Source organism: Williamsia herbipolensis (assembly GCF_036153515.1).
In the GTDB taxonomy this organism is placed as follows: Bacteria; Actinomycetota; Actinomycetes; order Mycobacteriales; family Mycobacteriaceae; genus Williamsia_A; species Williamsia_A herbipolensis.
In genome coordinates this window covers 3,383,303-3,406,258 of record NZ_CP108021.1, presented here as the reverse complement: position 1 = coordinate 3,406,258, position 22,956 = coordinate 3,383,303, and the positions used below count along the sequence as shown (strand labels likewise).

The following is a 22,956-nucleotide window of genomic DNA, read 5'->3' as shown; positions in this document are numbered from 1 at the left end:
GGACACCCGCGGTGGTTCCCCGTCATCGCAGGTGAGCGATTCGTCATGCTTCGGGCAGCATCACAGTTGTCGAAGAGTTCGGGTTCTGGTCCCACTACGAACAACGCGCGGGCCGGACTCCCGGTGTTTACTCATCGTCATGACGCAAGGCACATGCTCGGTCGCCGTGATCATCCCTGTGTACAACGAGCAGGACTACATCCTCGACACACTGCGCGCGATCGACGCCCAGGAGTTCGATTCCACCGTTCACCGCGATCTTCTCGGCGGTTTCCGGGTGATCGTGGTCGACAACAACAGCACCGACACGACCGCGGAGCTGGTCAACGCCTACATCGAGGCCGGCACCCGCTTCCCCGTCGAGATCATCACCGAGACCGAGAAGGGCAGCGGTTGCGCGGCCGATTCGGGCGCCAAGCGGGCGATCGAGCTGGGCGCGAAGTTCATCGCCCGCACCGACGCCGATTCGCTCCCGGCCACCGACTGGCTCGCCCACCTGCTGATCCCGCTGTTCAAGGGCAAGCACCTCGTGGGTGGACGCGTGAAGGCCCGCAGTGACGAGGGCACCTCCTCGTTCGCGTTCAACGCGATCGGCCATCTGTGGCGCGTGGGCCACGCCGCCGAGTGGCTGCGGACGCGACGCGGTCCCGAGGATCAGCGGCGCAGCTTCGCCGTCGTGGGCAACAACATGGCGATCGACGCCGAGATCTACACCGAGTGCGGTGGCTTCCCGCGGACCAACATGAGCGACCTCGACGACGACTACGTGCTGCAGCAGCGCGTTCGGCACGTCGCCGGCGGTGACGCCATCGCACTGCAGAAGGACGCCCTCGTCTACACCTCGCTGCGTCGTCTGGAGGCCTTCGGGGTGAAGGACTTCGTCGCCTGGTACCACGATCGCGACGGCGCCGGGAAGACCATGGAAGCCGACGTCCGCTGAGCGTCGATCAGATGATGGCCACCGCCGTCCCGATCGTGTTCACTGGTCCTCGTGTCGGGTAACGGGTCGCCCCGCGTCGCTGTGGTCGTCGCGGCGTTCAACGAGGAGAAGTTCATCCTCGACACGCTGCGCGGCCTCGACGCGCAACGGTTCGACAGTCTCTTCCAGCGCGAGGTGCTCGGGGGTTTCCGTGTCGTCGTCGTCGACAACAACAGCACCGATCGCACCGCCGACCTCGTTCGCGAGTTCATCGCGGCGGGTACGCATTTCCCGTTCGAACTGATCACCGAGACCGAGAAGGGCACCGGCTGCGCGGTCGACACCGGGACACGTCACGCGATCGCGGTCGGCGCGGTGTTCATCGCCCGCACCGACGCCGACACCATTCCCGCACCGGACTGGCTCGGTAACCTTCTGCGGCCGCTGCTGCAGGGCAAGCGCCTGGTCGGCGGACGGTTGCGTGCCCGCACCGACGAGGGCTCGACGGCGAAGGTGTTCAACGCGGTCGGGTCGCTGTGGCGGATCGGCCACGCCGTCGACTGGGTGAAGACGCGCAACATGCCTGACGAGGAGCGCCGTAGTTTCGCGGTGTGCGGACCGTCGATGGCGTTCGACGCCGACATCTACGAGCGCAGCGGCGGTTTCCCGCGCACGAAGATCGACGACGAGGACGAGGACCACGTGCTGCAGGTCCGTGTGCGCAAGGTCGCCGGCGGTGACGCGATCGCCCTGGCCAAGGATGCCGTCGTCTTCATGTCGCTGCGCCGTCTGCAGGGACTCGGCGCCAAGGACTACATCGCCTGGTACGGCACCGACGACCGCGACACCACCGGAAAGCAGATCGACATCCGCTGACCGGATGGCTCGGCTCGACGGGACCCGCGGTCACCGCGTACGGACGTCAGGTTCGTCGCGTTTCACAATTTCTGATGTGTTCATCTGAAAATTGCGGCGAATTACGCAACCTCGTGTTTACATTTCGACATGCACACTGGCGTGCGCCCGGCAGCAGGCTCCGCGTGACGGGCGAACAGAAATCCGTTGTGGCGGTCATCGTTCCGGCCCACAACGAGGAGAAATACATAGCGCACACGCTGCGGGCCCTGGACCGCCAGGAGTTCCGGGTGGTCGGCGACGGCCGCGTACTCGACACGTTCCGGGTGATCGTGGTCGACAACGCGAGCACCGACGGCACCCGCGACGTCGTCGCGGCGCACATCGCGTCGAACCCCCGCGTCCCCGTCGAGCTCATCACCGAACTCGAGAAGGGCACGGGCTGCGCGGTGGACACCGCCGCACGGCACGCCATCGCCACCGGTGCGCACTATGTCGCCCGGACCGACGCCGACTGCCTCCCGCGCACGGACTGGTTGAGCCGCGTCATCGCACCGCTCGTCGGCGGGAAACGATTGGTCGCCGGACGTTTGCGCGCCCGCACCGACGAGGGGTCGACCGGATACGTCTTCAACGCGGTCGGCACCTTCTGGCGGCTGGGTCACCTGCTGCAGTGGTGGGCGACCCGTCACGAAGCCGACGCGAACCGACGCAGCTTCGCGGTGTGCGGCGGGAACATGGCGTTCGACGCCGACATCTATCTGACCAGTGGCGGCTTCCCGCGGGTGCGGATCGACGAGGCCAACGAGGACGACATGCTGCAGCGTCGTGTCCGGGCCATCACCGGCGTCCGCGGCCTCGCGCTCGCCCCCAAGGCGGTCGTCTACATCTCCCTACGCCGCCTGAAGGCTGTCGGCGTCAAGGAGTTCGCGGCCTGGTACGGCACCGAGGAGCGCGACAGCACCGGCAAACAGGTCGACATCCGCTGAGACCCGCTCACGCCCGCGAGTGCGGGCGTGAGCGAGACGGGGCGTGGCGCTACCCCACCGCGGTGTTCAACGCCTTGGTGATGATCCCGGTCAGGCTCGACACGATGTTGTCGCCGGTGACCACCGTGTACAGGATCGCGCCGAAGGCCGCGGCGGCGATCGTGCCGATCGCGTACTCGGCGGTCGACATCCCGTCCTCGTCGGTGGCCGCGATCATGATCTGCGTCTGCAGGTCTCGAATCCATCTGGTGCTCATCGTTTCTCCCCTGGTGATGCGCGACGGAGGTCTCCGCCGCGTTCTGGATCGGTCGGAGCCGGTGCGTTCACAGCACCCCTCCGCCGAGAACTCGGCCCGCGAGTCCGATCACCACCGGCACGATGCCGAGGCAGACGAACGCGGGCAGGAAACACAGGCCCAGCGGCCCGGAGATGGCGACCCCGGCGCGCTCGGCGGCCGCGGCGGCGTTGTCCTGGGCCGCGGCCCGTTCGACCTCGGCCAGTTCGCCGAGCCCGCGCACCGGTGACGAGCCGGCACGCGCGGAGCGACGGGCCATGGCGCACAGCGACGTCGCCGCCGGTCCGGCGTTCTCGGGGGTCTCCCACGCCTGGGCCGGGTCGGCACCGAGCGCGAGCAGTTCCGCGGCCCGGGTGAGTGTCGCCCCGAGACCGGGCGGCGCCGATCGCGCGACCACCGCCGCGGCCGAGGCGACCGGCATCCCGGCTCGCAGACACACCGCGAAGAGGTCGTACCCGGCGGCGGTGGCGAACGGGTCGTCGCGAGGCCGCGTCACGCCGAGCCAGCGCGGGCTGCGGTCCGGAGGGGGTGGAGGCGCGATCCGGAACACGGTCCACCCCGGGGGCGGCATCACGAGAAGTCCGATCGCAGCTGCCATTCCGGCCACGATCCAGGAGACGGTCACGGTGTCATCACCTTCGCGGTGATCTTCTCGGTCCACCACAGACCGACGGCGACGAGACCCACACCGATCACCAGCAGGATGCCACCGAGGCCGCCGCCGGTGAGCACGGCGAGGGGTGACGCACCCATCGCCTGGCCGAGACCGATCCCGAGGACCGGGAGGAAGGCCAGCACCGTCGCCGTCGCGCGGGCACCGGCGAGCGCTGCGCGGGTGCGTTCGGTGAACCGACGTCGGGCGACGAGATCATCACGCACCGCCGAGAGCAGGTCGGCCATCGGAAGGCCCTGCTGTTCTGCGGTGCGCCAGGCGACGGCGACCCGATCCCATGACGACTGGTGCACCGCACCCGCGTTCTCGACACCGGCCGCGACATCGCCACCGAGCTCGGCACGACCGGCCATCCTCGTCACCACCGACACGACCGATCCCGGCGAATCACGCAGCGCGACATCGCACGCCGCGGTGACATCCTCGGCCGCCTGGCGGCACGCCCGCGCCGGGTGGGTGCCGACCGACAGTTCGGCGATCATCACCGCGACGGCGTCGAGCAGGAGGTCGAGGGCCGCCGAGTCGGTTCGTTCGCGGCGACGCAGCCCGGCGCGGTGCAGCAGTGCGACACCGACGATCGCCCCGGCCACTCCCGCCGACACACCGAACGCCATCACCGCGGCGAGGGTCACCCCACCGGCGGTGAGCACGCCGAGCGGGACGCCCGACCGCCGTCGCGTCTGGTCCGGCGCGAGGCCCCGGATACGGGCGGTGGGTCGGGCGTGCGGCCACAGCATCAGCAGTACGGCCACGGCCGCCACGACAGCACTCATCGCGCGATCCCGGTGCGGCGCTGCGCCATCACCGTGTGCAGGCGATCCGCGGCGGGCCCGAACCCTGAGTCGCGACGCCAGACCGGCTCGATGTGGACCCATCCGTCGGTGCCGCGGTCGACCATCCCGATCTCGGCGACACCGCGGTGACCGTCGGCATCACGCGCCACCACGACCACCACGTGGACCGCGGCGGCCAGTTGGCTGTGCAGCGCTGTGCGGTCCATTCCGCCGAGGGCGGCGAGCGCCTCCATCCGCGCGGGGACCTCTGCCCCGGAGTTCGCGTGCAGGGTTCCCGCGCAGCCCTCGTGGCCGGTGTTCAGGGCGGTCAGGAGGTCGACGACCTCGGGGCCGCGGACCTCGCCGACCACGATGCGGTCCGGCCGCATCCGTAGGGCCTGACGCACCAGATCGCGGACGGCGACCGCGCCGGCGCCCTCGACGTTGGCGGTCCTGGCCACCAGGCGCACCACGTGCGGGTGGGCGGGCGCCAGTTCGGCGGCGTCCTCGACGACGAGGATCCGTTCGGCCGGATCCACGCGTCCGAGCATGGCGCTCAAGAGCGTCGTCTTGCCTGCGCCGGTTCCGCCCACCACGAGGAAGGCCAGGCGCGCGGCGACGATCGCCTCGACGAGCTCGGCGATCTCCGGCGGTACGGCCCCACGTTCGACGAGTGCCCCGAGGTGTTGGGTGGCCGGGCGCAGCACCCGCAGCGACAGGCAGGTGCCGTCGACGCTGATCGGTGGGATGACGGCGTGCAGGCGCACGCTGTAACCGCGGCGCCCGACGTTGCTGAGCTGCCCGTCCACCCACGGTGCCGCGTCGTCGAGTCGTTTGCCCGCCCCGAGCGCCAGGCGGACGGCGAGGCGACGGACCGCGGCGTCGTCGTCGAACCGCACCGCGCTCGGCACCAGACCGCGACCGCGATCGACCCACACCTGGTCGGGGCCGACGACGAGGATGTCGGCGACGTCGGGATCGGCGAGCAGGTGTTCGAGGCGTCCGGCGCCGACGAGCTCGGTCTGCAGGAAGCGCAGGGCCTCGAGGAGGTCGGTGTCGCCGAGGACCCCGCCCGATTCGGCGCGCACGGCGTCGGCCATCACCTGCGGGGTGGGATCCGCCGATTCGGCCGCGAGGCGTTCACGCACACGGATCAGCAGATCCGATCTCGACTCGGGACTGCTCATGCCGCGAGTCCGGCCACGTCGAGGACACGATCGAGCACGGCGTCGGCAGCCGCACCGAGCGGCGAACGGCGGCCGAGTGGGAGTCGGCCCGACTCGATGGCGACGGCGAGGTGTCGTTGTGGACGGAGTGCGGCGAGAAGGTCGATGTCGACGATGGTCGCGATCTGTGAGGCGGTGAGTCCGCCGGGTGCGGGTCCGCGCACCACCAGCCCGAGGCGGTCGGTCACCGGACGCCATCGGGCGACGGTGTCCCGGGCGGCGGCGCAGCCGCGCACGGTCGCGGTGGTGACGACGACCACGAGGTCCACGCACTCGACGACGGCACGGCAGACCGAATCGGTGGCGCGGGGCAGGTCGACGACCACGACGTCACCGCTGTCGCGGCCCGCCTCGATGACCGCGACGGCCGCGTCCACACCGATGCGGTGGTCGACCCCACGACGCGGGCACAACAGCGCGAGACCCGGGGCGGCGTGCGGCACGGCCGCGTGCAGGCTGTCGGCGAACACCGCGCCGCCGTCGAGGGTGAGATCGGGCCATCGCAGCCCAGCGGAATCCTCCACCCCGAAGATCAGGTCGATGCCGCCACCGAGTTCGTCGAGGTCGAGCAGCAACGCCGATCCGGACAGGTCACGGGCGGCTCGTGCGGCCACTGCGGCCGCCAGCACCGAGGCACCGGCCCCGCCGTGGCCGCCCAGGACCGCGACGGCCGCGCCCGCGAGACGCCGGGGGGCGCGATACCGGCTGAGCGCTCCGACGACGGCGTGCTCGTCGGCGGGCAGGACCAGTCCGTCCTCGGCACCGAGGGTGAGCGCGGCCCGCCAGAGGCCGGGATCGACCTCTGCGGGACCCACGACCAGAACGCATCGTCGTCGCGGCCACCCCAGTGCGATCAGCTCGCGGGCCGCGGCCGCGTCGACGACGACGGCCGTGGACTCCGACCAGGCACGACGCGCGGTGGCGGCGGTGGCGTCGACCACCTGATAGCCGGCGGCCGCGGCACAGCGCGCGACGTCGTCGCGCAATTCCGCGCCGACGAGGGCCAGCAGCTGGTCGGTCCCGGGTCGTCGATCCGTGGTGGACGGGTGATCGGTCATGGCGACGATGATCGCCGTGCACACCCATGCACCGAGCCTGTCGACCCCGAGAACAGGGCGACCGTGTGGATGAGCCCATATCGGTGCACAACGGTGCCGAACAATCGGTACACCTGTGCACTGGGCGACACCCTTTGTGGTCATGCCGTCTCGGGTGTTGAGAAAGAGAGATCTGCACCAGCGGCAATGATCGGAAAAGGGCCGTAAATAGAGGACGACCCCGGCCAGGGGGGGAGGAGGCCAGGGTCGTCGCGTTTCAGCCCCGGGGGGTCGGGCTGAAAGCCCCGGATGAACCGGGTAAGGACGACTATACACACCGCCGCGGGGTGTAATGCAAGTTACCGACGGTTGTTACCCCTGGGTAGTTTTCGGCGCCTGACCAGACGAAACCCGGAGATGCGCCCCACCAGCACCGCGCCGTGAGGCCGCCGGGGACGTACGCTCGGACGGTGACCGTGACCCCGCCCGGCCGAGACGGTGTCCCGAGGTCGGGACGCGCCGCCGACACCCCGGTCGCCGCATTCTTCGATCTCGACAAAACAATCATCGCGAAATCGAGCACGCTCGCATTTTCTCGCCCATTCTTCGACGAGGGACTGATCAATCGTCGGGCGGTTCTGAAATCCAGTTATGCGCAGTTTCTGTTCCTGTTGACCGCCGCCGATCGTGACCAGGTGGAGCGGCTGCGCAGGCACGTCACCCAGATGTGCGCCGGGTGGGACGTCGATCAGGTACGCGGCATCGTCGCGGAGACGCTGCACGACATCGTCGATCCGCTGGTGTTCGCCGAGGCCACCGACCTCATCGCCGGCCACCGCGCCCGTGGACACGACGTGGTGATCGTCTCGGCGTCGGGCAGCGAGATCGTCGCGCCCATCGGCGAGATGCTCGGCGTCGACACGACCGTGGCCAGCCGCATGGAGGTCGTCGACGGGCACTACTCGGGCGAGGTGGAGTTCTACTGCTACGGCGAGGGCAAGGTGACGGCGATGGAGGAACTCGCCGCTGCGCGCGGATACGACCTCGAGGCGTGTTTCGCCTACTCCGACTCCATCACCGACCTCCCGATGCTCGCCGCGGTCGGTCACCCCACGGCCGTCAACCCCGATCGCCAGTTGCGCAGGGCCGCAGCGACTCACGGCTGGCCCGTGCTCACGTTCTCCCGCCCGGTGTCTCTGCGCGAACGCATCCCGGGTGCGCCGTCGCGGGGCACGCTCACCGGAGCCGCGGCCGTCGGTGTCGGCGCCGTCGTGGCCGGCGGACTCACCTACGCCACGCTGCACAAGGGGCGAAACCGCTAGTCCCGCTGGCGATTCAGGCCTGCCGACCCCGGCAGAGGTGACGACGGTGAAATCGCAACCATCGAACCCTTGATGTGATGGCCATCACGGTGTAGAACTGAGGCACGGGATCGACGAGCGGCAAAGTCCACTTCGGAAGAGAAGGAGCGGACCCCCGAACGTCGTGACCCAGCACGGATATCGAGCACCCACGCGGAGCACGCCGCGACAGGCAGAAGTGTTGCGGGCCTGCGACATCGCGATCAGCGAGAACCACGACGACCCTTGGGTGGGCGTCGCGGACGATCGCAGCGCGATCCATCGCCGAGGCCACCCACGCAACCCACCGCGCACGCTTGGTAACTCGGGTCCGTGCTGACGGGCGGCCAGGATGATCCACATCGGATCACCCCGGCCGCCCGTAATACGTTGTGGGACAGATTCTCCACCCCACCAGGTTTCGGCGGTAAGCGGTCAGCGACGCGCCTCGGCGATGGACCTGGCCTCCACTGCGCCGGCCGACAACGCCTCACAGTGCAGGAGCACCCATTCCCGCACGCCGTCACCGGTTCCGGTGCCGAATGCCATTGCTGCCGAGCGGTACTGGTCGACTCTGCGCAGCCACGTCACCTCGGGCACGCCGAGGCTGTGGGGATCGAGGCCGGTCGAGGCGGCCACCAGACGGGACGCCGCACGTGCCACCACACCGTTCGCCACCGGGAACGGCGCGAGAGTCAGCAGCTCGCCGTGCACCACCGCGGCGAGGACGGGAGCGGCAACCGTGGTGGCGCCGGTGACGAGTTGAGCGAGCATCTCGAGCCGCTCGGACACCTCGGCGTCGACACGAGGACGCCCCAGGGTGTCGGGGTCGGTCACGATGTCGGTCGCCGCGAGCAGGTGCAGTCGCGCGAGCGCCTGCAACGGGGCCCGCGTCCACACCGCCACGAGGGCGTCGAGGGAGTCGCCGGTCAGCGCGAGAGCCACCCGCAGCGCGCCGGCCAGCATCGGGTCGTCGACGTCGTCGGACCGGTTGAACGAGGCGCTCACTCCGTCGATCGCAGCCGAGGAGTGCGCGGCCCGCCACGACGCCTCGGTGGAGGTGTCGAGCCACCCCCGCAGGTTCACCGGGTGGCGGTGGACCGCACTGAGCGCCTCACGCGCGGCGTCGGCGGCCTCCGCGACGCCCGGGAGATCGAGGAGGGGCGCGAGCGGGTCGGTCACCACCTGAACTCTAGTGCGCCGGGGGTCGCGTCCTCCTCGCGGCCGGTCGGCGAGATCGCCCGACGGACACCGTGACGCCCGCCACCACGAACGGTCCGACCAATGCGACAAATCGTCGATTTCGGGGGTCGAATGTTTCGTTCGTGTTGAAAGTGAATTCCCGGGTAATGCCGCCGGGGGTGTGTGTGGTTCGCTAACGTTCGGCCACGATTCGTCCACATTCAACGAACTCGTCGCAAGGCCGTCACCCGTTCACAAGCAAGAGGGAAACGATGAAGTCCAGAAGACTCATATCCGCGGTCGTCGGCATCGCCGTCGCCAGCATGGTCGCCACAGCGTGCACCAGTTCCGATGACGACACGGGTGACTCCGGTGGCGCATCCTCGAGCGCAGCGGGCAACCAGAACCAGATCAGCTACGCCTACGAGCAGGAGTTCTCGGCGTACAACAACGACAACGCCGCGGCCAACGCCGTCGCGAACGCGGTCGTCACCAACCAGACCTTCGGCTTCTTCTCGCACGTCGACCCCAAGGGCAACGTCGCGCGCGACACCGACTACGGCACCTTCGAGAAGGTCTCCGACAATCCGCTGACGGTCAAGTACACGATCAACGACAAGGCCGTCTGGTCCGACGGCGTGCCGGTCACCACGTCGGACTGGTACCTGTTCTGGCTGTCCCACAAGGGGCAGTACAGCGAGTTCCAGCCGGTCTCGACCACGGGTATCTCCGACATCAACAAGCCGACCGACGATCCGAACGGCAAGACCTTCACCGTCACCTACTCCAAGCCGTTCGGTGACTGGCAGACCGCTCTGGGCACCCAGAACCAGCCGCTCCTGCCCGCGCATGTGATCGAGAAGGCCACCGGCACCAACGTCGCCGAGGCCGTCAAGAACGACGACAAGGCGGCCATCGCGAAGATCGCCGACTACTGGAACAACAAGTGGGTCGGTTTCGCGCCCGGACAGCTGCCCTCGGCCGATCAGATCCCGTCGTCGGGTCCGTACAAGCTCGGCGAGTGGAAGGCCGGTCAGTCGATCACCGTCGTCCCCAACGACAAGTGGTGGGGCACCAAGCCGAAGAACGGCGGGATCACCATCAAGTTCATCCCGCAGGAGCAGCAGGTCCAGGCGCTGCAGAACGGTGACGCCGACGTCATCGAGCCGCAGCCGAACGTGGACCTCATCTCGTCGCTCAAGGGACTCGGCGACGCGGCCAAGATCAACACCGGCCCCGGCTTCTCGTATGACCACCTGGACTTCAACTTCCGCGGCAAGTTCGCCAACCCGCTGCTGCGCTCGGCGATCGCCAAGTGCCTTCCGCGCCAGGAGATCGTCAACAAGCTGATCAAGCCGGTGGAGCCGAGTGCGGATCTGATGCAGACCCGCATCATCTACCCGGTCCAGGACGGCTACTCGACCGTGGCCGACGCCGACGGCGGCAAGGCCTACGACTCGGTCGACATCGCCGGCGCCAAGGCCGACATCGCCAAGTCCGGAGTCACCGACCTCACGGTCAACGCGATCTACCTGGGCAACCCGAACCAGCGTCGTCAGCAGACCCAGCAGCTGATCGCCGACTCGTGCGGCCAGGCCGGGTTCAAGTACAACGTGAAGGCGCTCACCCCCAAGGAGTGGGGCGTGGCCACCACCAGCGGTGCCTACGACGTGGCCCAGTTCGCCTGGAGCGGCAGCGGTCTCGTGTCGGAGAACCCGCCTCTGTTCACCTCCACGAGTGATCAGAACTACGGCAAGTACAACAACCCGGAGGTCGACAAGCTGCTGGCCACGCTGGCCCAGACGAGCGACAAGTCGCAGCAGCTGGACCTGACCAAGCAGATCGAGACGATCCTGTGGAAGGACCTGGCGACCATCCCGGTGTTCGCCTGGCCGCTGTTGAACGCCTACAGCCCGAGGGTGTCCGGCGTGGTGCTCAACACCACCCAGACGCAGGCCACCTTCGACGCTGCGAGCTGGGTCAAGTCCTGACCTGACCTCTCACCCCGGGTGGTGCGGGCCGACACGGTCCGCGCCACCCGGTTCGGTGGCGTTCGCCCTCCGCCGGTCGATGACCGGCCCCATTCCTCGAGAGTTCACACACCATGTCGACAGCAACGTCGGATCCCGCAGACACCACCGCCGGGATCTCGCCCACATCGGCGCGTTGGTCGCCGAGGCGACTCCTTCGCAGTCCAGCGTTCTACTTCGTCCTCCGCCGACTCGTCACGAGCTTCTTCGTGCTGCTCGGCGCGACGTTCCTGATGTACATGCTCACCGTGTGGTCGGGCGACCCGCGTCAGAACTTCGAGAGCTTCCCCGCCGCCATCCGCGACAACAAGATCGCGGCGGTCACCCGGGCGTTGGATCTGGATCAGAACGTGATCCTGCGGTATCTCAACTGGTTACGCGGCGCGGGTGGCTGTTTCGTCCCCGGTGTGTCGTGTGACCTGGGCAAGACCATCGACGGCACGCAGGTGACCGCGGTACTCGGCAACGCGATCAGCACCACGCTCCGACTGGTGATCCTGGCGCTGTTCCTGGCCGTGGTTCTCGGTGTGATCGTCGGCATCCTCTCGGCGCTGCGTCAGTACAGCGGCTTCGACTACACGATCACCTTCGCCTCGTTCCTCTTCTACTCGCTGCCCATCTTCTGGGTCGCGGTGCTGCTCAAGGAGTTCGGCGCGATCAAGTTCAACAACTGGCTCGCCAGCCCCACCATCCCGATCTGGGTGAGCGTGGTGGCGGGCGTGCTGGTCGGGCTGGTGCTGTCCGGGGTGATCGGCGGCAACGGACGCAAACGCGCCATCGCCTTCGGCGGGTCCCTCGTGGTCGTCGTCGCGGTCCTGCAGTACTTCTCGGCCGTCGACTGGTTCGCGCGCCCCGCCCTCGGTGTCGGACTGATCCTGGTGCTGTCGCTGCTCATCGCGCTGGCGGCGACATCGCTGACGGCCGGCCTGGCCGCCCGCCCCGTCCTCTCGTCGGCGGTGATCACCGCCGTCCTCGGGACGATCATCGGGCTGGTCCTGCAACCGGTGCTGCGCAATCCCGCGATCAGTTTCCTGGTGGTCCTGCTGATCATCACCGTGATCGTCTCGGCGGCCGTCGGATGGTTCGTCGGTGGCGAGGAGTACCGCAGCCCCGCGGTGCGCGCGGCGGTGTTCACCGGGATCGGTACGGGCCTGATGGTGCTTCTCGACCGGGTGCTCAGCAACTTCGCCCGGTTCTCCGACAAGAAGTTCGGTCGCCCCATCCCGACCGTGGGCGACTCCACCCCCAACTTCAGCGGCAACACCTGGCAGCACTTCCTCGACCTCACCACGTCGTTGCTGCTGCCGACCACGGCACTGATCCTCATCAGCTTCGCGAGCTACACCCGCTACACGCGCGCGTCGATGCTGGAGGTGATGAACCAGGACTACATCCGCACCGCACGCGCAAAGGGCCTCACCGAGCGCACCGTGGTGATGCGCCACGCCTTCCGCAACGCGCTCATCCCGCTGACGACCGTCGTCGCCTACGACTTCGCCGCCGTACTGGGCGGCGCGGTCATCACCGAGAACGTCTTCGGGTGGAAGGGGATGGGCACGCTGTTCATCTCCGGGCTCAAGGACGTGAACCCGAACGTGGTCATGGCGTTCTTCCTCGTCACCGGTACCGCGGCCGTGGTGTTCAACCTGCTCGCCGACTTGCTGTACACCGCACTCGATCCGAGGATCCGGCTCCAATGACGACTCCGATCACCCCGTTCGACCCGTCGGTGCCCGCCCACACCGGGCCGCCGACACCCGAGGCCGACGAACCGACCACCGCCGCGCAATCGCAGAGCTCGTTGGTCTACCGACGCTTCGTCCGCCACCGCGGTGCGATGGTGGGCGTCGCCATCCTCGTCCTGACGATCGTCCTTGTCTACAGCTCGATCGGGTGGGCAGGCATCCCCGGATGGTGGAAGTGGGACTACACGAGTCCGTCGCCGACGGTGAACGGCGGACACCCCACCTATCGCTTCCCGTTCCATCTCGGTTCACATCCGTTCGGGCAGAACTCGATCGGCGTCGACTACTTCGCGCTCACGATGCGCGGTGCCCAGCAGTCGATCGTGGTCGCCTTCGTGGCCGGTCTCACCTCGACCATCGTCGGCACCGTCATCGGTGCCGTCGCCGGCTACTTCCGCGGCTGGACCGAGGCGATCCTCATGCGCTCGACCGACGTCGTCATCACGATCCCCGTGATCGCGATCGCAGCGACCCTCGGCGCGAAGTTCGGTCAGTCCGGCGTCGTCATCATCGGACTGGTCATCGGACTCGTCGGGTGGACGTCTCTGGCACGTGTCGTGCGCGGCGAGTTCCTGCTGCTGCGCGAGCGCGAATTCGTCGACGCCGCCCGCGTCGGCGGCGCGTCGTCGATGCGCATCATCTTCCGGCACATCCTGCCCAACACCGTGGGCGTCATCGTCGTCTCGGCGACCTTGATGACCGCCACGGCCATCCTGTTGGAGACGTCGCTGTCGTATCTCGGGGTCGGCGTCCGGAGTCCGGACACCTCCCTGGGGCTGCTCATCACCGAGAACCAGGCCGCGTTCACCACGCGGCCGTGGCTGTTCTGGTGGCCCGGTCTGTTCATCGTGATCATCGCGTTGACCGTCAACTTCATCGGTGACGGCCTGCGCGACGCCTACGACCCGCGTCAGCGCGACATCCCGAAGGTGCGCTGGTACGAACGCCTCCTCGGACGAACGGCCAAGCCGCGACTCGACGACCCGTCCGATGTCACGTCAGCAGAACAGAACCCACCGTTGTGACGATCCCCGCCACCACCAGGAGAATCGACGCGGCGTTCCAGTGTGCTCTCACCCCGGTGATCGGGAGATCGTCGAGAACGCCTGCGGCCCGGGCTGACTCCCATCTCCTCCGGAGAACCGCGGCGGCGTCGCCGGATCCCGAACCCGGCAGGTCACCGGGTGACACCGTGCCGTCGGCACGGATCGCCGAGCGAGGGACGGCGCCCGCCTCGGGACGTCGACGGCCTTCCCTGGCCCCGAGAACGTGGTCACGCCCACCCGGCGCGGGGGCCGACCACGCCACGACGGTCTCGTTCGCCGTCTGGACGGTCAGCGCGAACTTGGTCGCGACATCGACGATCGACTGCAGGTCGACGACGAAGGTTCGTAGTGGGTTGACGACCGTGATCGCGGAATCATCGACGCGCACATGCGGATTGGCCAGCAGCAGCCACGCGGCCGTCGCCACGAGGACCATGGGTCCCGCCACCGACAGACCGGGCAGCACGCCGAGGGTGAACCCGTACACCGTCGAAGCCGCCGCGATGACCCACAACACGCACGCCGTCACCAGCGCACCGCGCGGCCGGATGGTCACCGTATCCATCCGACCATGCTCTCACCGGGTACGCCACCAGCACACCAGCGAGGATCTCCCATGTTCGATCTGACCACCCTGCTCCGCGGCAGACCCGCAGAATCCGCGGACATCCTCGCCGGCGGCGCGGGCGCCGACGGTCCGATCCTCGAGGTCAGCGGACTCACCGTCGACTTCTGGACGCAGAAGGACTGGTTCCGCGCCGTCGACACCATCGACTTCACCCTCGCCCGGCGCGAGGTGCTGGCGATCGTGGGCGAATCCGGCTCGGGGAAGTCGACCACCGCGATGGCGATGCTGGGCCTGCTCCCGGCGAACGCGCGCGTGGGCGGGAGCATCTCGCTGCGCGGACACGAGCTGGTGGGCGCCAAGCCGTCCACGGTCCGTTCCGTTCGCGGCAACGACATCGCCGTCATCTTCCAGGAGCCGATGACCGCGCTGAACCCGGTGTACACCATCGGTTTCCAGATCGCCGAGGTCATTCGCAGCCACCGGCAGATGACACCGAAGGCCGCGCGGGTCCGCGCGATCGAGCTGCTCGACATGGTGGACATCCCCGAACCCGGTCGACGGGTCGACTCCTTCCCGCACCAGCTCTCCGGTGGGCAGCGGCAGCGCGCGATGATCGCGATGGCCCTGGCGAACGAGCCGGGCCTGCTGATCGCCGACGAACCGACGACCGCGCTCGACGTGACCGTGCAGGCCGAGATCCTGGAGTTGATGCGCGATCTCCGCGACCGCATCGACGCGGGCATCCTGCTGATCACCCACGACATGGGCGTCGTCGCGGACATCGCCGACCGGATGCTGGTGATGAAGGACGGTGTGGTCGTCGAGTCGGGGACCGCGCTCGACATCTATCAGTCCGCGTCCGACCCGTACACGGTCTCGCTGCTCGAGGCCGTCCCCCACCTCGGCACCCATACCGACGAAATTGCGACAGAACCTGACCCATCGGTGACGGGGACGCCGGGCGCTGCGGGCGCCACCACCGAGACCGCTGCCACGGGCGCCGACCGTGTGCTCGACATGCGGGCCACCGTCATCGAGTACCCCGGCCGCGGCAGCGCCCCCGCGTTCCGCGCGGTCGACGAGGTCACGCTCCACATCGACCGATCCGAGGTGGTGGGTCTGGTCGGGGAATCCGGTTCGGGCAAGTCCACCATCGGCCGCGCCGTCGTCGGGTTGCTCGCGCCGACCGGCGGAGAGATGGACGTCGTCGGGACGTCGATGATCGATCCCGACCGCCGTCGCCTGCAGGCCATTCGCGACGACGTCGCCATCGTCTTCCAGGACCCGGGTTCGTCGTTGAACCCACGATTCCCCGTGGGCGACTCCATCGGCGAGCCACTCCGACTCAAGCGCAAGATGCGCGGCGGGGCGCTCGATCGGAAGGTCGAGGAACTCCTCGACCAGGTGCGGTTGTCGTCGACGATGCGCAACCGCTATCCCCACGAGCTGTCCGGCGGCCAGCGCCAGCGTGTCGGTATCGCACGGGCACTGGCGCTCGAGCCCACCCTGCTGGTGGCCGACGAACCGACCTCGGCACTCGACGTCTCGGTGCAGGCGACGGTCCTCGAACTCTTCGCCCAACTGCAGCGTGAACACGGTTTCGCGTGCCTGTTCATCAGCCACGACCTCGCCGTCGTCGAGCAGGTGTCCGACCGCATCGCGGTCATGCGTAACGGGCGGCTCGTGGAGGTCGGCACCACCGAGCAGGTGTTGACCTCGCCGCAGGCCGACTACACGAAGAAGTTGCTGGCCGCGGTGCCCGTGCCGGATCCGGTCGCGCAGGCGCAACGCCGCGAGCGCTGGCTCGCCGACGGCGCCGGCGGGCGCTGACGCAGGTCATCACCACCGCCTGCAACGCGATCCCAACGTGACTACCCTCACCATGGAAGACGCGAGGAGCACCGACGACGGGGTCACCTCCCCTGCGCGGTGGAAGAGAAAGGTGATCGACACACCATGTCCAGCGCTACCGATCAGTCCACTGCAGCAGGCGAGCCCGAACATCAGGCCGCCTACCCGCCGCCCGCGGAGTTCGCCGCGAACGCGATCGCGCAGGCCGGTCTCTACGACGAGGCCGACGCCGATCGGCTGGCGTTCTGGGCCAAGCAGGCGCGTGAGCTGCAGTGGGAGACCGACTTCGCCGACACGCTCGACTGGTCGAACGCGCCGTTCGCGAAGTGGTTCGTCGGCGGCGAGCTGAACGTCGCCGCCAACTGCATCGACCGTCACGTCGACGCCGGCAACGGCGACCGCGTCGCGATCCACTGGATCGGTGAGCCCGGCGACAGCCGCGACATCACGTATTCCGACCTGCTCGCCGAGGTGAGCAAGGCCGCCAACTACTTCACCGAGATCGGCCTCGAGCCGGGCGACCGCGTCGCGGTGTACATGCCGATGGTCCCCGAGGCCATCGTCACGATCCTCGCCTGCGCACGCCTGGGCCTGCCGCACTCGGTGGTGTTCGCCGGGTTCTCCGCCGGCGCCCTCCGTTCCCGGGTCGACGACGCGTCGGCGAAGCTCGTCGTCACCACCGACGGGCAGTACCGCCGTGGCGAGCCTGCACCGCTGAAGTCCGCGGTCGACGAGGCACTCGGCACCGGCGACGACGCCGCGAAGTCGGTCGAGAAGGTGTTGGTGGTCAAGCGGACCGGCCACGACCCCGACCTCAACTGGGTCGACGGCCGCGACGTGTGGTGGCACGAGACGGTCGCCGAGGCCGCAGACACGCACTCCTACAAGGCTTTCGACGCCGAGCATCCGCTGTTCCTGCTCTACACCTCGGGCACCACCGGCAAACCCAAGGGCATCCTGCACACCTCCGGCGGCTACCTCACCCAGATCAACTACACGTTCCGCAACGTGTTCGATCATCGCCCCGAGAGCGATGTCTTCTGGTGTGGCGCCGACATCGGCTGGGTGACCGGGCACAGCTATCTCGTCTACGGCCCGCTGTCGAACGGCGCGACCGAGATCGTCTACGAGGGCACCCCGAACTCGCCGAACGAGCACCGGCACTTCGAGATCATCGAGAAGCACAAGGTCACAACGTATTACATCGCGCCGACGCTGATCCGTACGTTCATGAAGTGGGGTCGCGAGATCCCCGACGCGCACGATCTGACCTCGATCCGCCTGCTTGGCAGTGTCGGTGAGCCGATCAACCCCGAGGCGTGGCGCTGGTACCGCGACGTGATCGGCGCGAACCGCAGCCCCATCGTCGACACCTGGTGGCAGACCGAGACCGGCGCGATGATGATCTCGCCGCTGCCGGGTGTCACCGAGACCAAGCCGGGTTCGGCGATGCGTCCGTTGCCGGGCATCAGCGCCAAGATCGTCGACGACGACGGCAACGCGGTGGCCGACGGCGAGCAGGGATACCTGGTGCTCGACGAGCCGTGGCCGGCGATGCTGCGCGGCATCTGGGGTGATGACGAGCGGTTCAAGGAGACCTACTGGTCCCGCTTCGCCAAGCAGGGGTGGTACTTCGCCGGTGACGGCGCGCGCTACGACTCCGACGGCGCCCTGTGGGTGCTCGGCCGCATCGACGACGTGATGAACGTGTCGGGGCACCGCATCTCGACCTCCGAGGTCGAGTCGGCATTGGTGAACCATCACGGTGTCGCCGAGGCCGCGGTGATCGGTGCCTCCGACGAGACCACCGGTCAGGGCATCGTCGCGTTCGTGATCCTGCGCGGCAGCACCACCGACACCGGTGACGAGTTGATCAAGGAGCTCAAGGCGCAGGTGTCGAAGGACATCTCCCCGATCGCGAAGCCACGCGAGATCTACGTGGTGCCCGAGCTACCGAAGACCCGCAGCGGCAAGATCATGCGGCGGCTGCTCAAGGACGTGGCCGAGGGCCGCGAACTCGGCGACACCTCGACGCTGGTCGATCCGACGGTGTTCGAGAACATCCGCAAGAAGAAGTAGGGGACTGCCTCGGGGGTCGGTGTCGTCGGCACGGGCCCGACCCTCGGAGTCAGCAGTCGAGTTCGACGGTCACGGTGACCGCACCGGTGGCCGTGGCCACGACGCCATCGGTGTCGGTGAACTGCCCCAGGGCGGCGATACCGGGGAAGTATCCGACGTCGCCGTAGTAGAAGACGAGCACCCGGTCGGGGGCATAGTAGCCCAGCGTTCCCGGCTCGGGATCGGCGCCTGCGGGCATGTCCGCCATCGGCAGCGCCGGGATCTCGGCGGTCTTCTCGACACCGCCGTAGTCGGTGGCCGCGACCGTGATCGGCAGCCGGTCACGCAACGCACGCGCCGCCGGGCTCGTGCCGAGCGACCCGGTGAGCGTGGTTCCACCGAAGCGGATGCGGATCGGGGTCGATGTCTCTGACCCGGCGCACGCCCGAGGCCCGCCGACGGTGGGCGTCGAGGTGGTCGGGCTCGTCGGTTCGGGTTGCGTCACCTCGGATCCCGTTTCGGAGGCGCATGCGCCGACCGCGAGCACGGCGAGGAGAAGGGTGGCAGAGCCGTTGATGCGCACGGTCAGAGGCCCGCGGTCTGGCCGCCGTCGACGACCATCGCGTGCCCGACGGTGAAGGCGGCGAGCGGTGAACACAGCCAGAGCACCGCCGACGCGATCTCCTCGGGCCGGCCCATGCGACCGATCGGTTCCTGGGCGATCACGCGCGCCCGTCCCTCGGGGGTGCCGCCGGAAAACCGGTCCATCATCGGGGTGTCGATGATGCCCGGGCAGATCGCATTGATCCGCACACCCTGATCGGCGTAGTCGAGGGCTGCGGACTTCGTCATCCCCAGCATCCCGTGTTTCGCTGCGGCGTAGGCGCTCTGGCCGCGGATACCGATCACCCCTGCTCCCGAGGCGGTGTTGACGATCACCCCTCCGCCGTTCGCCAGCATCAGCGGGATCTCGTGCTTCATCGAGAGGAACGTCCCACGCAGGTCGACGTCGATGACGCGGTCGAAGTCGCTGTCGGTGATGTCGGCCAGCGCGGTCACCGGTTGCTCGACCCCGGCGTTGTTGAACGCGATGTCGAGCCGTCCCAACTCCGCGACGGTCGCCTCCAGCGCACTCACCACCGAACCGGCATCTGTCACATCGCAGCGCACCGAGAGGGCGCGACCACCCGCGGCGCGCACGAGGTCGGCGGTCCCGTCGGTGGATCTGTCGTCGATGCCGGTGCACACCACCGACGCCCCCTGCTCGGCGAACGCGACGGCCGTGGCCCGACCAATTCCCGTGCCCGCTCCGGTGACGATGACGACCTTGTCCGCGAAAAGATGTTCTGTCATGGATCCACCACAGCACCGGTCGCGGGCGTGAGGGAGTCCGTGATGATCGGGGTACGCGCAGGGACTCCCTTCGCGCCGCACGGCGGTACTAGCGTCGTCGCCATGGGTGTCGACAACAAAGCCGAGGTCCGGGCCTTCCTGACCTCACGTCGGGCCAAGATCTCGCCGGCCGCGGTCGGACTCCCGACCGGGACGAATCGTCGGGTCGCAGGCCTGCGGCGCAGCGAGGTCGCGGTGCTCGCCGGGGTCAGCGTGGAGTACTACACACGGCTCGAACGCGGCTCGATCAGCGGTGCCTCCCCCGAGATCCTCGACGCGATTGCCCGCGCGCTGGTGCTCGACGACGCCGAGCGCGCCCACCTGTTCGACCTCGCGCACGCCGCCAGTCCGGTCGCGCGACCGCCGCGCCGCCGCACCACCCGCACCTGGCAGGCGCACAGCAGCCTGCAATGGACCCTGGACGCGATCACGGCCGGACCGGCCTTCGTCCGCAACGGCCGCATGGACATCCTCGCCGTCAACCCGCTCGCGCGCGCCTTCTACAGCGACGTCTTCGACATGCCGGGCGCACCACCGAACATTGCCCGCTTCACCTTCCTCGACGACCGGGCGGCGACCTTCTACCCGGACTGGGATATGTTCGCCGAGGTCACCGTGGCCATCCTCCGTACCGAGGCCGCCCGCGACCCGCACAACAAGGAGCTCCACGACCTCATCGGCGAACTCTCCACGCGCAGCGAGGAGTTCCGTCGGCAGTGGGGCCGGCACGACGTCCGCCACCACGGCACCGGGTCGAAGACCTTCCGCCATCACGTGGTCGGTGAGATGACGCTGGCCTACGAGGGCCTCGAGATGGCCGCCGAGCCCGGGCTCACACTCACCATCTACGCCGCCGAGCCCGGATCGTTCTCCGAGCAGGCACTACGACTGCTGTCCACATGGGCGGCAACAGAATTCCCGACCGACGGCATTGCGCATCCGGCCACGAGCCGAGACCGCGCTCAGTCGCCGTCCGGGCCGGGGGCGAACTCCGACAACTGAGCGGTGAGCTCACGCGCATAGTCGAGCTGGATCGACAACTTCTCGCACGCCTGGGTGGCCCGACCGTGGCAGTCGGCGAGATACGTTCGCGCGACGCCCCTCTCGGCCTCGGTGGACGCCGGGTCGTCGAGGACGGCCAGCGACCGCAGCAGCTCCCCCATCTCGTCGAGGGTGAACCCGAGGGGTTTCATGCGGCGGATCGCGAACAGTCGGTCGACGTCGACGTCGGTGTAGAGCCGGAAGCCACCGGCCGACCGCGCCGACGGTGCGACGAGACCCACCTCGTCGTAGTGCCGAATGGTCTTGATCGACAGTCCCGTACGGTCGGCGACCTCGCCGATCTGCAGGTGCGTCCCCGACATCAGTGGGCGCCGCTCAACGTGCCGGTGAGCCGCGAATGTCGCTGTGCGCTTGCGGCGTCGAGACCGACGATCGTCACATCGGTGCCCTTCGCCGCGTATCTGGTGGTGATGGCGTCGAGGGTCGCGACCGTCGACGCGTCCCAGATGTGGGCGTCGGCGAGGTCGATCACGACGTTCGCGGGATCGCCGACGTAGTCGAACTGATAGATCAGGTCGTTGCTGGAGGCGAAGAACAGCTCGCCGCGCACCGCGTAGACGCGGGTGTCGGGGGCGGCGTCGGGGCCGGTCACGTCGACGACCTCGGTGAGGTGAGCGACACGGCGGGCGAAGAGCACCATGGCCGTGAGGGTCCCGGCACCGACGCCGTAGGCGAGGTTGCCCGTCGGGACGGTGACGGCGACGGTCACCAACATCACCAGGGTCTCGCTCTTCGGCATCCGCTTCAGCGTCGACGGCGTGATGCTGTGCCAGTCGAAGGTGCCGACCGAGACCATCACCATCACCGCGACGAGCGCCGCCATGGGTATCAGGGCGACGATGTCGCCGAGCCCGACGACGAGGATCAGCAGGAAGACGCCGGCGAGGAACGTCGATATGCGGGTGCGGGCACCGGAGACCTTCACGTTGATCATCGTCTGGCCGATCATCGCGCAGCCGCCGAGACCGCCGAAGAAGCCGGTGACGATGTTGGCCACACCCTGCCCGGTGCTCTCCCGCGTCTTGTCGGAGTGCGTGTCGGTGATGTCGTCGACGAACTTCGCCGTCATCAGCGATTCCAGCAGGCCGACGATCGCCATGGTCACCGCATACGGCGCGATGATCGACAGCGTGTGCCAGGTGAAGGGCACGTCGGGGATCAGAAACGCGGGCAGGCTCGAGGGCAGGTCACCCTCGTCGCCGACGTTCGGCACCCGGTTCCATCCGAAGGCCACCGTCGCCGCGGTCAGCAGCACGATCGCCACCAGCGGAGCGGGGACGATCGCGTTCAGTCGCGGCAGGAACACCATGATCGCGAGCCCGACCGCGACCATCGGATAGACCAGCCACGGCACCCCGAACAGGTGCGTGAGCTGCGCGATGAAGATGAGGATCGCCAGGGCGTTCACGAACCCGACCATCACGCTGCGGGGGATGAAACGCATCAGCTTCGCCACACCGAGCAGCGCGAGGACGATCTGTACGACACCCGCGAGTATCACCGCGGCGATCAGGTAGTCCAGACCGTGGTCGGCGACCAGGGGTGCGACCACCAGGGCCACCGCGCCGGTCGCGGCGGAGATCATCGCGGGGCGGCCACCCACGATCGAGATGGTCACCGCCATGGTGAACGACGCGAACAGCCCGACACGCGGATCGACGCCGGCGATGATCGAGAACGAGATGGCCTCGGGGATCAACGCGAGCGCGACGACGAGTCCGGCGAGGACCTCGGTGCGCAGTCGCGACGGCGAGCGCAGCGCGGCGAGCACCGACTGGTCGCGGGCGGGATCGGAGACGGTCGACGTGGGCATTGCGCGAACCCTACCCTCCCCGGAGGGGAGAGTGCGAATGCCCGGCTGTCGTCATGATCGCGTTAAGATCCTCGACAGGTGCGCCGGGAAGTCTGGTCGGCA

The 22,956-nt window shown here is 68.4% G+C and carries 21 protein-coding genes; 10 read left to right on the top strand and 11 right to left on the bottom strand.

All coding sequences use genetic code 11. The features are described 5' to 3' along the window. Window positions 1-166 precede the first annotated feature (166 nt). The 3 genes from OG579_RS15610 to OG579_RS15600 all read left to right on the top strand — a co-directional run bounded on the left by OG579_RS15610 (window position 167) and on the right by OG579_RS15600 (window position 2,763). On the top strand, window positions 167-940 hold the full coding sequence (locus OG579_RS15610) for a glycosyltransferase (protein ID WP_328856691.1): 774 nt from the start codon (window positions 167-169) through the stop codon (window positions 938-940). Window positions 941-991: 51 nt separating this feature from the next. After that, the gene (locus OG579_RS15605) at window positions 992-1,795 is read left to right on the top strand and encodes a glycosyltransferase (protein ID WP_328856690.1); all 804 of its coding nucleotides are present in this window, start codon (window positions 992-994) and stop codon (window positions 1,793-1,795) included. A 164-nt stretch (window positions 1,796-1,959) separates the two neighbouring features. Then, window positions 1,960-2,763, top strand: coding sequence for a glycosyltransferase (locus tag OG579_RS15600; RefSeq protein ID WP_328856689.1), 804 nt, complete (start codon window positions 1,960-1,962; stop codon window positions 2,761-2,763). A 49-nt stretch (window positions 2,764-2,812) separates the two neighbouring features. Here OG579_RS15600 and OG579_RS15595 read toward each other — a convergent pair whose 3' ends face one another. From OG579_RS15595 to ssd, 5 genes are all read right to left on the bottom strand, one after another. Then, window positions 2,813-3,019 carry a DUF4244 domain-containing protein gene (locus OG579_RS15595; RefSeq protein ID WP_055785569.1) on the bottom strand — a complete coding sequence of 69 codons (207 nt, stop codon included), beginning with the start codon at window positions 3,017-3,019 and terminating at the stop codon, window positions 2,813-2,815. A 67-nt stretch (window positions 3,020-3,086) separates the two neighbouring features. Next, entirely contained in the window at window positions 3,087-3,656 is a 570-nt protein-coding gene (locus tag OG579_RS15590) for a type II secretion system F family protein (RefSeq protein WP_328859260.1), read from the bottom strand. A gap of 23 nt (window positions 3,657-3,679) precedes the next feature. Further along, the gene (locus tag OG579_RS15585; protein WP_328856688.1) at window positions 3,680-4,504 is read right to left on the bottom strand and encodes a type II secretion system F family protein; all 825 of its coding nucleotides are present in this window, start codon (window positions 4,502-4,504) and stop codon (window positions 3,680-3,682) included. Then, window positions 4,501-5,691: a TadA family conjugal transfer-associated ATPase gene (locus OG579_RS15580; RefSeq protein ID WP_328856687.1), complete on the bottom strand. Its 1,191-nt coding sequence runs from the start codon at window positions 5,689-5,691 to the stop codon at window positions 4,501-4,503. The genes OG579_RS15585 and OG579_RS15580 overlap by 4 nt, the downstream gene beginning before the upstream one ends. Further along, complete coding sequence (gene ssd / locus OG579_RS15575) at window positions 5,688-6,788, bottom strand: septum site-determining protein Ssd (protein WP_328856686.1); 1,101 nt, start codon at window positions 6,786-6,788, stop codon at window positions 5,688-5,690. The genes OG579_RS15580 and ssd overlap by 4 nt, the downstream gene beginning before the upstream one ends. 455 nt (window positions 6,789-7,243) lie before the next feature. Here ssd and OG579_RS15570 point away from each other — a divergent pair, with 455 nt between their 5' ends. After that, window positions 7,244-8,089, top strand: a complete 846-nt coding sequence (locus tag OG579_RS15570) for an HAD family hydrolase (protein WP_328859259.1) — start codon at window positions 7,244-7,246, stop codon at window positions 8,087-8,089. Between the two features lie 453 nt (window positions 8,090-8,542). On the opposite strand, the gene OG579_RS15565 is transcribed toward OG579_RS15570, so the two are convergent. Further along, window positions 8,543-9,292, bottom strand: a complete 750-nt coding sequence (locus OG579_RS15565; RefSeq protein WP_328856685.1) for an oxidoreductase — start codon at window positions 9,290-9,292, stop codon at window positions 8,543-8,545. A 269-nt stretch (window positions 9,293-9,561) separates the two neighbouring features. Here OG579_RS15565 and OG579_RS15560 point away from each other — a divergent pair, with 269 nt between their 5' ends. From OG579_RS15560 to OG579_RS15550, 3 genes are all read left to right on the top strand, one after another. Next, entirely contained in the window at window positions 9,562-11,280 is a 1,719-nt protein-coding gene (locus tag OG579_RS15560; RefSeq protein WP_045821503.1) for an ABC transporter family substrate-binding protein, read from the top strand. 113 nt (window positions 11,281-11,393) lie between these two features. Next, the gene (locus OG579_RS15555) at window positions 11,394-13,019 is read left to right on the top strand and encodes an ABC transporter permease (RefSeq protein WP_082501620.1); all 1,626 of its coding nucleotides are present in this window, start codon (window positions 11,394-11,396) and stop codon (window positions 13,017-13,019) included. Continuing rightward, entirely contained in the window at window positions 13,016-14,089 is a 1,074-nt protein-coding gene (locus tag OG579_RS15550; RefSeq protein WP_328856684.1) for an ABC transporter permease, read from the top strand. Before OG579_RS15555 ends, OG579_RS15550 begins: the two co-directional genes overlap by 4 nt. On the opposite strand, the gene OG579_RS15545 is transcribed toward OG579_RS15550, so the two are convergent. After that, window positions 14,058-14,675 carry a hypothetical protein gene (locus OG579_RS15545; protein ID WP_328856683.1) on the bottom strand — a complete coding sequence of 206 codons (618 nt, stop codon included), beginning with the start codon at window positions 14,673-14,675 and terminating at the stop codon, window positions 14,058-14,060. The genes OG579_RS15550 and OG579_RS15545 overlap by 32 nt on opposite strands. 135 nt (window positions 14,676-14,810) lie before the next feature. Between OG579_RS15545 and OG579_RS15540 the strand changes: the two genes are divergently transcribed. Together OG579_RS15540 and acs are read left to right on the top strand one after the other, a co-directional pair. Further along, window positions 14,811-16,508: an ABC transporter ATP-binding protein gene (locus OG579_RS15540; protein ID WP_328859258.1), complete on the top strand. Its 1,698-nt coding sequence runs from the start codon at window positions 14,811-14,813 to the stop codon at window positions 16,506-16,508. A 126-nt stretch (window positions 16,509-16,634) separates the two neighbouring features. Beyond that, complete coding sequence (gene acs, locus OG579_RS15535; RefSeq protein WP_328856682.1) at window positions 16,635-18,608, top strand: acetate--CoA ligase; 1,974 nt, start codon at window positions 16,635-16,637, stop codon at window positions 18,606-18,608. A gap of 49 nt (window positions 18,609-18,657) precedes the next feature. On the opposite strand, the gene OG579_RS15530 is transcribed toward acs, so the two are convergent. Then, window positions 18,658-19,092: a cyclophilin-like fold protein gene (locus tag OG579_RS15530; RefSeq protein ID WP_328856681.1), complete on the bottom strand. Its 435-nt coding sequence runs from the start codon at window positions 19,090-19,092 to the stop codon at window positions 18,658-18,660. 80 nt (window positions 19,093-19,172) lie between these two features. After that, complete coding sequence (locus OG579_RS15525) at window positions 19,173-19,940, bottom strand: glucose 1-dehydrogenase (RefSeq protein WP_328856680.1); 768 nt, start codon at window positions 19,938-19,940, stop codon at window positions 19,173-19,175. Window positions 19,941-20,042: 102 nt separating this feature from the next. Between OG579_RS15525 and OG579_RS15520 the strand changes: the two genes are divergently transcribed. Further along, window positions 20,043-20,981: a helix-turn-helix transcriptional regulator gene (locus tag OG579_RS15520; protein WP_328856679.1), complete on the top strand. Its 939-nt coding sequence runs from the start codon at window positions 20,043-20,045 to the stop codon at window positions 20,979-20,981. Here OG579_RS15520 and OG579_RS15515 read toward each other — a convergent pair. Together OG579_RS15515 and OG579_RS15510 are read right to left on the bottom strand one after the other, a co-directional pair. After that, complete coding sequence (locus tag OG579_RS15515; RefSeq protein WP_328856678.1) at window positions 20,942-21,343, bottom strand: MerR family transcriptional regulator; 402 nt, start codon at window positions 21,341-21,343, stop codon at window positions 20,942-20,944. The two genes, OG579_RS15520 and OG579_RS15515, sit on opposite strands and share 40 nt — an antisense overlap. Further along, window positions 21,343-22,854: a SulP family inorganic anion transporter gene (locus OG579_RS15510; RefSeq protein WP_328856677.1), complete on the bottom strand. Its 1,512-nt coding sequence runs from the start codon at window positions 22,852-22,854 to the stop codon at window positions 21,343-21,345. Before OG579_RS15510 ends, OG579_RS15515 begins: the two co-directional genes overlap by 1 nt. Window positions 22,855-22,956 lie beyond the last annotated feature (102 nt).

Bases quoted from the DNA above. Each gene is read 5' to 3' on its own strand.
- OG579_RS15595 (WP_055785569.1), bottom strand. From the start codon at position 3,019: ATGAGCACCAGATGGATTCGAGACCTGCAGACGCAGATCATGATCGCG.
- OG579_RS15590 (WP_328859260.1), bottom strand. From the start codon at position 3,656: ATGGCAGCTGCGATCGGACTTCTCGTGATGCCGCCCCCGGGGTGGACC.
- OG579_RS15585 (WP_328856688.1), bottom strand. From the start codon at position 4,504: ATGAGTGCTGTCGTGGCGGCCGTGGCCGTACTGCTGATGCTGTGGCCG.
- OG579_RS15580 (WP_328856687.1), bottom strand. From the start codon at position 5,691: ATGAGCAGTCCCGAGTCGAGATCGGATCTGCTGATCCGTGTGCGTGAA.
- ssd (WP_328856686.1), bottom strand. From the start codon at position 6,788: ATGACCGATCACCCGTCCACCACGGATCGACGACCCGGGACCGACCAG.
- OG579_RS15560 (WP_045821503.1), top strand. From the start codon at position 9,562: ATGAAGTCCAGAAGACTCATATCCGCGGTCGTCGGCATCGCCGTCGCC.
- OG579_RS15555 (WP_082501620.1), top strand. From the start codon at position 11,394: ATGTCGACAGCAACGTCGGATCCCGCAGACACCACCGCCGGGATCTCG.
- OG579_RS15550 (WP_328856684.1), top strand. From the start codon at position 13,016: ATGACGACTCCGATCACCCCGTTCGACCCGTCGGTGCCCGCCCACACC.
- OG579_RS15545 (WP_328856683.1), bottom strand. From the start codon at position 14,675: ATGGATACGGTGACCATCCGGCCGCGCGGTGCGCTGGTGACGGCGTGC.
- acs (WP_328856682.1), top strand. From the start codon at position 16,635: ATGTCCAGCGCTACCGATCAGTCCACTGCAGCAGGCGAGCCCGAACAT.
- OG579_RS15525 (WP_328856680.1), bottom strand. From the start codon at position 19,940: ATGACAGAACATCTTTTCGCGGACAAGGTCGTCATCGTCACCGGAGCG.
- OG579_RS15520 (WP_328856679.1), top strand. From the start codon at position 20,043: ATGGGTGTCGACAACAAAGCCGAGGTCCGGGCCTTCCTGACCTCACGT.
- OG579_RS15515 (WP_328856678.1), bottom strand. From the start codon at position 21,343: ATGTCGGGGACGCACCTGCAGATCGGCGAGGTCGCCGACCGTACGGGA.
- OG579_RS15510 (WP_328856677.1), bottom strand. From the start codon at position 22,854: ATGCCCACGTCGACCGTCTCCGATCCCGCCCGCGACCAGTCGGTGCTC.